This is a genomic window from Nonomuraea ceibae (assembly GCF_019396325.1).
GTDB lineage: Bacteria > Actinomycetota > Actinomycetes > Streptosporangiales > Streptosporangiaceae > Nonomuraea > Nonomuraea ceibae.
The window spans coordinates 1-8,363 of record NZ_JAHKRO010000204.1 but is presented as its reverse complement, the minus strand read 5'-3'; the positions used below and the strand labels follow the sequence as shown (position 1 = coordinate 8,363).

8 protein-coding genes and 1 pseudogene are annotated in these 8,363 nt (G+C 76.1%); 5 read left to right on the top strand and 4 right to left on the bottom strand.

Features of this window, described 5'->3' with window-relative positions:
• Together KME80_RS48725 and KME80_RS48720 are read left to right on the top strand one after the other, a co-directional pair.
• Positions 1 to 488: pseudogene (locus KME80_RS48725) on the top strand (hypothetical protein); the annotation flags it as partial.
• 181 nt (positions 489 to 669) lie between these two features.
• Complete coding sequence (locus KME80_RS48720; protein ID WP_219519490.1) at positions 670 to 1,869, top strand: cytochrome P450; 1,200 nt, start codon at positions 670 to 672, stop codon at positions 1,867 to 1,869.
• A gap of 25 nt (positions 1,870 to 1,894) precedes the next feature.
• Here the strand turns inward: KME80_RS48720 and KME80_RS48715 are convergent, their stop codons facing one another.
• Positions 1,895 to 3,013 (bottom strand): FAD-dependent oxidoreductase, encoded by a 1,119-nt coding sequence (locus tag KME80_RS48715; protein ID WP_219519486.1) that lies wholly within the window; start codon positions 3,011 to 3,013, stop codon positions 1,895 to 1,897.
• A gap of 93 nt (positions 3,014 to 3,106) precedes the next feature.
• On the bottom strand, positions 3,107 to 3,691 hold the full coding sequence (locus KME80_RS48710; protein ID WP_246647085.1) for a TetR/AcrR family transcriptional regulator: 585 nt from the start codon (positions 3,689 to 3,691) through the stop codon (positions 3,107 to 3,109).
• Between the two features lie 77 nt (positions 3,692 to 3,768).
• Between KME80_RS48710 and KME80_RS48705 the strand changes: the two genes are divergently transcribed.
• The 3 genes from KME80_RS48705 to KME80_RS48695 are packed head-to-tail and all read left to right on the top strand — an operon-like array spanning position 3,769 to position 5,859.
• Positions 3,769 to 4,812: a Rossmann-fold NAD(P)-binding domain-containing protein gene (locus KME80_RS48705; RefSeq protein WP_219519483.1), complete on the top strand. Its 1,044-nt coding sequence runs from the start codon at positions 3,769 to 3,771 to the stop codon at positions 4,810 to 4,812.
• Between the two features lie 13 nt (positions 4,813 to 4,825).
• Complete coding sequence (locus KME80_RS48700) at positions 4,826 to 4,987, top strand: hypothetical protein (RefSeq protein ID WP_219519480.1); 162 nt, start codon at positions 4,826 to 4,828, stop codon at positions 4,985 to 4,987.
• Entirely contained in the window at positions 4,984 to 5,859 is an 876-nt protein-coding gene (locus KME80_RS48695) for a site-specific integrase (RefSeq protein WP_219519477.1), read from the top strand. The genes KME80_RS48700 and KME80_RS48695 overlap by 4 nt, the downstream gene beginning before the upstream one ends.
• A gap of 41 nt (positions 5,860 to 5,900) precedes the next feature.
• Here the strand turns inward: KME80_RS48695 and lexA are convergent, their stop codons facing one another.
• Positions 5,901 to 6,560: a transcriptional repressor LexA gene (gene lexA / locus KME80_RS48690; protein WP_308126262.1), complete on the bottom strand. Its 660-nt coding sequence runs from the start codon at positions 6,558 to 6,560 to the stop codon at positions 5,901 to 5,903.
• Between the two features lie 10 nt (positions 6,561 to 6,570).
• Positions 6,571 to 7,422 carry a TIGR03619 family F420-dependent LLM class oxidoreductase gene (locus KME80_RS48685; protein WP_219519475.1) on the bottom strand — a complete coding sequence of 284 codons (852 nt, stop codon included), beginning with the start codon at positions 7,420 to 7,422 and terminating at the stop codon, positions 6,571 to 6,573.
• Positions 7,423 to 8,363: the final 941 nt, after the last annotated feature.

Genomic DNA, 8,363 nt, shown 5'->3' with positions numbered 1-8,363 from the left:
AGGCGCGGGCGGGGCGGGGGCGGGTGGGGTGGCTCCGGCTGGGCGGGGCGGCGGCGCTGGTGTTCACGCTCAGCTTCGGCGGCATCCTGATCTACCAGGCGATCGCCGGGCAGACGGTGTCCGAGCAGCTCAAGGGCGCGACGGAAGGCAAGGCCGAGCCCGCCGGCCGGGACGCCGCCAAGGACCGCCGGACCGAGCCCGCCCTGCGCCACTCCCGCCCGTTCCCGGTCTCGCCGACGCCGCCGGGCACCCCGTCGCCCACGCCGTCCGCGACCGGCCCGCTGGCCACGCCGTCGGCGTCCGCGACCGTGACCGCCACCGCGCCCTCCCCCACGGACGCGCGCACCGATCAGCCGGCCGCGCCGCCCGCCCAGGAGCCCACGGACCGGCCCGCCACGCCGCCGCCGACCGGCGCCGAGCCCACCGAGCCGCCGCCGCCCGCCCCCTCACCGTCCGCCCCGCTGTCCGGCCTCCTCCCCTTCCCGTGAACGACCGCCCTTCCGTGAACGACCGCGATTCCGTGAGCGACCGCCCTTCCGTTAACGACCGCGCGGATCTCGTACGTACGCGAAAACACCCCGCACGAGCAGGGGCCCCGGCTGCCAAGGCGGGGTAGGGACCTGGGGTGGCCGCCCCACGCCGACGCGGATCTACGACCAAGGAGAGGCGATGGCCGACTTCGCCGAACGGTACGGAATCCCCGAACAGCACTTCTGGCTGCACGGCCCGCGCTCGGGCCCGCCCGTCGAGTTCGACCCCGCCTCGGGGATGTGGAACGTCTACGGCTACCCGGAGCTGCACGAGGTTCTCGGCGACCCCGCGACCTTCTCCTCCGACACCATGCGGGTGGTGCCGAAGGGCCTGGTGCCCGAGGTCGAGGAGTTCTCGCTCGACGGCTTCATCACGCAGATCGACCCGCCGGCGCACGGCAAGCTGCGCAGGCTGGTCAGCAGCGCCTTCACCCGCAAGATCGTCGCGGATCTGGAGCCGCGCATCGCCGCCCTCACCCACGAGCTGCTGGACGCGGCCCGCGAGCGCGGCCGGCTGGAGCTGGTGACCGACCTGGCCTACCCGCTGCCGGTCATCGTCATCGCCGAGCTGCTCGGGGTGCCCGCCACCGACCGGGCGCTGTTCAAGCGGTGGGCCGACGCGCTGTTCCAGCGTGACACCAAGGTCTCGCTCACCGAGCCCGACGAGAGGCAGCTCGCGCAACGGCAGGAGTCGCTGCGCCCGTGGAAGGAGATGTCGGACTACCTCGCCGGTCACGCGGCCGAGCGCCGGGCCCGGCCGCGCGGCGACCTGCTGAGCCTGCTGGTGGAGGCTGAGGTCGACGGCGAGCGCCTGCCCGACACCCAGGTGGTGAACTTCGCGATCGTCCTGCTGCTGGCCGGGCACGTCACCACGACGATGCTGCTCGGCAACACGGTGCTCTGCCTGGACGCGTTCCCGGAGCAGCAGGATCGGGCGCGGGCCGACCGGTCGACGATCCCGGCCGTGATCGAGGAGTCGCTGCGTTACCTCACGCCGTTCGCCGCGCTCGGCCGTGCCACGACCCGGGAGGTGGAGCTGGGCGGCGTGAAGATCCCGGCCGACCAACTGGTCATGGCGTGGCTGGGGTCGGCCAACCGGGACCCGAGGCAGTTCCCCGATCCGGACATGTTCGACCCGGGCCGCGACCCGAACCCGCATCTGGCGTTCGGCCGGGGCATCCACTTCTGCCTGGGCGCGCCGCTGGCCAGGCTGGAGGGGCGGGTCGCGCTGAACATCCTGCTCGACCGCCTCCCGTCCCTGCGCACCGACCCGGACGACCCGCCGGAGCTGATGCCGGCCCCGACCATGACAGGCGTACGCCGTCTCGCCCTGGCCTGACCTCCGGCGCGAGCGGGGGCGCGCGTCAGCCTGTCGCGGGCGCCGGTTCCACGTTCGGGAAGGAGCCGTCGCCGAAGAGGATGCGGGCCGCCAGGGCGCGCCCGGCGCGTCCGCGCAGGGCGGTCACGGCGGCCTCCGCGGCGGCGGGCGACCGGATGCCGGCGAAGGCGCGGCGCAGCATCAGCCGGGTCCGGTACCGGGCGCGCAGCGCGGCGCCGTCGTACCGCTCCAGCTCGCGCCGGTCGCCGGTGCGCAGGTAGGCGGCGGTGACGGAGGCGGCCAGGGCCGCCATCCGCAGGCACGGGTCCAGCCCGCCCGCCGTCAGCGGCGACACCGCGCCGGCCGCGTCGCCGACGAGCAGCCCGGCGGGGCACGCGAGCCGGCGCAGCACGCCGCCGACCGGGATCGGGCCGCCGCGCCGCTCGACCGGCCCGGCCGGGTCGGCGCGGCCGGGCGCGCCGGCGGCGAACGCGTCCAGCAGGTGGCGTACGCCGGCGCGCATCGCGTCCGGACGGCCCGCGACGCCCACGTGTGCGTGGCGGCCGTCGTCGATGACCCACCCCAGGTAGCCGGGGGCGATCCTGGGGTCGAGCACGCAGTGGAACGCCGGGACGGTCGTGCCGGACGCGACCGGGTGGACGAGCTCGGCGCCGACGAGGAAGCGCCGGTTGACGTCGAGGCCGAGGTCGCGCGCCACCTGGGAGCGGGCGCCGTCCGCGCCGACGACGAACCGGGCCGCCACCGGCTCCGCCCCCTCGAACCGCGCCACTCCCGCCCGCACGCCGCGGAACCGTGCGCCCAGCCGGACCTGCGCCCCGGCCGACTCGGCCTCGCGGCGCGCGTGCTCGTACACGCCGGCCATGTCGGCGACCCGGTACTCGTCGCGGTCGCTGGTGAGGCGGATCGGCGCCCGCCGCGACGGCGGGTACAGCAGCACGTCGCGTACGCCGGGACCGAGCAGGTGGTCCGGCAGGTCGAAGTCGTCGAGGGTGCGGCGTACGAAGATGCCGGTCGTGCGGATGCCGGTCGTCAGCGTCCTGCGGCGCTCGGCCACCAGCACGTCCAGTCCCTGCCGGGCGAGCAGCCGGGCGGTGCCCAGCCCGGCCAGGCCCGCGCCCACTACCAGGGCGTCCACTGTCTGCATACCCTGCGACGCTAGGGGCGGCGCCCGGCCGGGGCGATGGTTTGCACGGTAACCGCCCGATACCTCCACAGGTCCGCCACATGCGGGGCGGCGTCAGGGCGGGGCGTCGAGGCTGCCGACGATGAGGGCGGTCAGCGCCTCGGCGGCCTCGGCGGCGGTGGCGCGGCCCTGGTTCAGCTCGGCGGCGAGCGCGTCGGCCGCGCCGAGCACCCCGGCGCAGCGCAGCCGTAGCGCCTCGGGCGGGAGTCCGGTGTGGGGGCGCAGGGCGGTGGCCATCAGCTCCGCGTAGTCGTCGAACAGGTCGCGTTCGATCGCCTCCATCTCCGGGTTGCCCTTGAGCGCGGCGGAGACGGCGTGCCATTCGGGCATGTCGGTGGCGCAGGCGAAGTAGGCGGCGCTCAGGACGCGGGCGATCTCGCCGGGCACGGCCGGGGCGCCGCGCAGGGCCTCCTCCGAGGCGGCGCGGTGGCGTTCGTCGAGCCGCCGGTAGAGCGCGATGAGCAGGCCGGGCCGGGTGCCGAAGTGGTCGTAGACGATCGGCCTGCTCACCCCGGCGGCCTCGGCCAGGCTCAGCAGCGTGAGGCCGTCGGTGCCGTGGGCGCGCACGATCGCCAGGGCGGTGTCGAGCAGCTGCTCGCGCCGGGCCTGCTTGGACAGGCGGGTGGATCCGGTGGTCATCGTCCTCCTTGCGTCGCCGCCCCAGCCTAAGCTACAAAGTGTAAGTTACAGAATGTAGGTTAGCGAGAGGACACCCCGTGGAACACTCCGTACTCATCCTGGGCGGCTCCGGGCAGGCAGGCTCGGCGACCGCCGCCCTCCTGCGCCGATGGCATCCCGACCTGCCGCTGACGATCGCCGGCCGTGACCTCGGCCGCGCCCGCCGGGTCGCCGACGACCTGGGGGCCGCCACCGCCGTCACCGCCGACCTGGACCGGAGCGATCTCGGCCGCCCGGACGACGCCGCCCACTCGGCGGTCGTGGCGACCGTGTGGGACAGCCGCCTGCACGGCCTGCGTTACGCGCAGGAGCGCGGCCTGCCGTACCTCAGCATCTCCAGCGGCCTCGTCGACCTCGGGCCCGAGGTCGTCGCCGCGGCCGCGCGGCCGGGCGCGGCGCCGGTCCTGCTCGCCAGCCACTGGTACGCCGGGCTCGTCGTCCTGGCCGTGCTCGACCTCGCCCGGGAGTTCGGCAGGCTCGACAGCATCCGGGTCGGCGGCGTGCTCGACGAGCTCGACAGCGGCGGACCGGCGGCGGCGACCGACCTGGAGCGCCTGCTGGCTGCCACCTCCTCCGGGTACGTCCGCCGCGACGGCGTCTTCCACTGGGTCCCCGGCGCCGAGGCGCAGACCGAGGTCACCAGCGCCGACGGCACCGTGCTGCCCGCCCAGTACGTCCCCATCCCCGACGTGCCCAGCCTGGCCCTCGCGACGGGGGCGCCCGACGTCGGCTTCGCGTTCGCGTTCGGCGAATCCTCGGGCAGGAGGCGCGGCGGGCCGCCGTCCACCGAGGTCAGGATCGACCTCGGCGGCGTGGACCACGCGGGCGCGCCGCTCACGACCAGCCACTACCTCCTCCACCCCGAGGGACAGCGCCCGCTGACCGCGCTCGGCATCGCCCTCGGCGTCGAACGGCTGCTCGGCCTGCGCGGCGACCCCGTGCCGCCCGGCCTCCACACGCCCGAGTCGCTGATCGACCCCGGCTACGCGGCCGGGCGGATGGCGGAGATCGGCGTCACCTTGACCACGGCCGAGACTTCCGCTGACTCCGCCGATCGAGAATCGCGGAGGGCGCACCCGTGAGATGATCTAGTTCATGATGGGTCTGTCAGGCACGGGCCGCCCTGCCGGGCTCGGCCGGGCGTCGGCTGACGGCGCCGCCACGAGGTCCGACGGCGCGCCGCTGCCCGGGTCCAGCGCGAGACCGCGCGCCGGCGCCATGCCCGATGCGGGCGCGGGCGCGGTGGTCGCGTCGTGACGCGCGCCGCCGACCCCGACCTCACCAGCGTCGGGCGGATCGACGGCCTGCGCCCCGGCCAGGTCCCCGCCGCCGACGTCGAGCTGATCGACGGGCTCGACCCGCTGACGTGGCAGGTGGCCGTGGCCTGGCTCCAGGGCCGCCCGTCGGCGGCCCGGCGCCGCACCTGCCTGCGCGTCCTCGCCTCGTGGCTGCGCTGGCTGTACGCGGCCGAACCGGCGCTCGAACCCCTCGCGGCCACCGGGTCCCACCTGGACGCCTACTGCTACACCGCGCTCACCACCGGCGTCGGCCCCGCAGGCAGGCCGCTGGCCAAGGCGACCGTCGCCGGCAGGCGCGCCGTCCTGGCCTCCTTCCACGCCTTCGCCGAGGCGTCCGGCGCGACCCGGGCCCGGCGCTCCGCCGACGGCGCACCGCCGCTCACCCCGGCCGAACGGCGGCTGCTGCGCGGCGGCGTCGCCCGGCTGGCCGAGGACGGCAGGGCGGCCGAAGCCCTGGCCGTCGCGCTGCTGGAGGCCACCGGCGCGTCGGTCGACGCGCTGGCCGCGCTCACCGTCCACGACATCCACGCGCTGCCCGGCGGCGAACACCCCCTCGTGCTCGTCCTGCACGGCGAGCCCGACGGGCCCGTCGCGTACCCGATCCCGCCGCGCGCCCGCCCGCTGCTGCGCGAGCTGTGCGGCGGCCGGGCCGCCGGCGAGCCCCTGATCACCGGCCCCCACGGGCGCGACGTCGACGCGCGCTGGGTCACCGCCGCGCTCACCGACGCCGCGCTGGCCGCCGGATTACCCCGGCACCGGGCCGAACTCCTGCACCCGGGCCTGCTGCGGGCCGTCACGGTGACCGAGTTCGCCCGCTCGCACAGCTCCTGACACGGCTGGGGACGGCTGCTCGGACGCTGCTCAGGCGCTGTTCAGACGCTGCGCAGGACCGACACCACGATGCCCAGCACCACCGCGTCGTCGCCGTCGATGACGTCGTACGCGGGATTGCGCGGCTCCAGGTAGACGTGCCCGCCGCGCCGGCGGAACACCTTGACCGTGGCCTCCCCGTCGATCATCGCCGCGACGATCTGACCCGAGTGCGCCTCGGGCTGCTGCCGTACGACGACGAGGTCGCCGTCGCAGATCGCGGCGTCGACCATCGAATCGCCCCGCACTCGCAGGCCGAACACGTTGCCGCGCCCGGTGAGGTCGCGCGGCAGCGTCAGCGTGTCGTCCAGGCGCTCGTCCGCCAGGATCGGCGTGCCCGCCGCGATGTCGCCCACCACCGGCACGCTCACCAGGTCGCGCGCCTGCTCGGGAGCCGCCCCGTGCAGGAACATCCGCACGTCGATCGGCCTGCTCACCGACGACCCGCGCGTCAGGAACCCCTTCTCCTCCAGGCTCCGCAGATGCTTCGACACCGCCGACGACGACCGCAGCCCCACCGCCCGGCCGAGCTCCCGGGTGCTCGGCGGGTAGCCGTGCCTGACCACCCAGTCGCGGATCGTGGCCAGGATGCGCTGCTGGCGCGGCGGCAAGGCCGAGACGTTCAGATGCTCGAACAGGTCGGGATCGTCGTAGGCGGTCACGTGCGAAATGCTAGGGCAGGAAACCGCACCGCTCGGCGAACGCCGACAGTTCCTCACGCTGCTCGCCCGGATCGGTGGCCGACGAACTCACCACCAGCCGCGTCACCCCCTGCCCGGCCAGCTCCGCGACACGCTCCCCGGACATGCCGATCGACCCGAACCGCGTGTACTCCAGCGCGTCCGGATCGCGGCCCGCCGCCGCGGCCGTCTCGCGGGCCAGCTCCCACTGCGCCGCCCGCTCCTCTGGCCCCAGCGCACCGCCCGCGAAGTAGCCGTCCCCCCGCAGCCCCGCCCGCCGCGCCGCCGCCCGCGACGATCCCCCCACGTGGATCGGCAGCCGCCCGGCGGGCTTCGGGTAACTGCACAACGCCTCGAACGAGAAGAACTCCCCGGCGAACCCCACTCCCTCCTCCCCGCCCTCCCACAGCAGCCGCAGCACGTCGATCGCCTCGTCAGCGCGCCGCCCCCGCGTCCGGAACTCCACCCCCACCGCCTCGGCCTCCCCCGGCAGCGCCCCCACCCCCACCGTGAGCAGCCGCATCCGGCCCTTCGACAGCACGTCCACCGTGGCCAGCCGCTTGGCCAGGATCACCGGATGGTGGTACGGCACCAGCAGCACCCCGGTGCCCAGCAGGATCCGCTCCGTCGCCGCCGCCACGAACGCCAGCGCGTCCAGCGGGTCCACGTACGGCAGCGTCGGCGGCAGCTCGAACGCCCCCACCTTGGCGCCCGGATACAGCACGACGTGCTCGGGCATGTACAGCGACTCGAACCCGCACTCCTCCGCCAGCCTGGCGAACCCCACCAGCTTGTCAGGATCGACCCCCTGGTGCGGCGTCCCATAGCTGATCCCGAACTTCATCGCCCAACCCCCGATCACCGCCACGCCCCGCGCGGCCCGCCCGAACCCCGCCACGCTAAAACCCTGACACCAACGACAAGTCAACCCACCCACTGCCACGAGAAGCCCCTGACTCCGAACCCCGCCTCAGACCCGCCCCACCCGGAGGACAACTGCGAGAACCCACCCCCGGCGACGGCCCACCGGGGCGGCATGCGGGCGCGCGCCCAACCGACCCACCGGGGGCGGCATGCGGACGCGCCCGAACCGACCACACCGGGAGGGCGGGGGCGCGGGGGGGCGCGACCCCGGTGCGCGACCCCGGGCGCCTGCCGGGAGCAGCCCACCGGGGGCGGCATTGCGGACGCGCCCGAACCGACCCACCGGGGGCGGCATTGCGGACGCGCCCCAACCGACCCCCCGGGAGGGCGGACTGCGGGGGCGCGACCCGGTGCGCGGCCCCGGGCGCCTGCCGGAAGCAGCCCACCCGGCGGCGACGCGCGGGCGCACCAGAACGGGCCCGCCTGGAGGGCAGCCTGCGCGGGCCGCGACGCCCAGAGCTGCCTACCGGGAGCGGCCTGCCGGGACGGCCTGCCGGGAGCGGCCTGCCGAGGTGCCGCGCGGGCCCAACGTCGCGGTCACCGGCACAAGCCCCCCTGGCCCGACCCAGCGGGAGGAAGTGGAGGCGGCGTGTGGCGGTCCGGGTCGGGGCCCCGGCCCGCTCGGTCGGGGCGCGGGGGCGCAACCGCTGAGGCTGGTCGGCGAGAAGCCAGGCGGCGGCCAGGCCGGGGCGGGGCCAGGCGGCGGGCGGGGCCCCTGGGGCCAGCGGGGCCCCGGGGCCGAGCGGGGGCCAAGCCGGGGGCAGGCGGCGGCCCAGCCGAGGGCGGGCGGCGGCCAAGCCGGAGGGCCGGAGGCGCGCGGGGCCAGGCCGGGGGCGGGCAGCGGCCAAGCAGGGGGGCCGG

Bases quoted from the DNA above. Each gene is read 5' to 3' on its own strand.
- KME80_RS48685 (WP_219519475.1), bottom strand. From the start codon at position 7,422: ATGAAGTTCGGGATCAGCTATGGGACGCCGCACCAGGGGGTCGATCCT.
- KME80_RS48720 (WP_219519490.1), top strand. From the start codon at position 670: ATGGCCGACTTCGCCGAACGGTACGGAATCCCCGAACAGCACTTCTGG.
- KME80_RS48700 (WP_219519480.1), top strand. From the start codon at position 4,826: ATGATGGGTCTGTCAGGCACGGGCCGCCCTGCCGGGCTCGGCCGGGCG.
- KME80_RS48715 (WP_219519486.1), bottom strand. From the start codon at position 3,013: ATGCAGACAGTGGACGCCCTGGTAGTGGGCGCGGGCCTGGCCGGGCTG.
- KME80_RS48710 (WP_246647085.1), bottom strand. From the start codon at position 3,691: ATGACCACCGGATCCACCCGCCTGTCCAAGCAGGCCCGGCGCGAGCAG.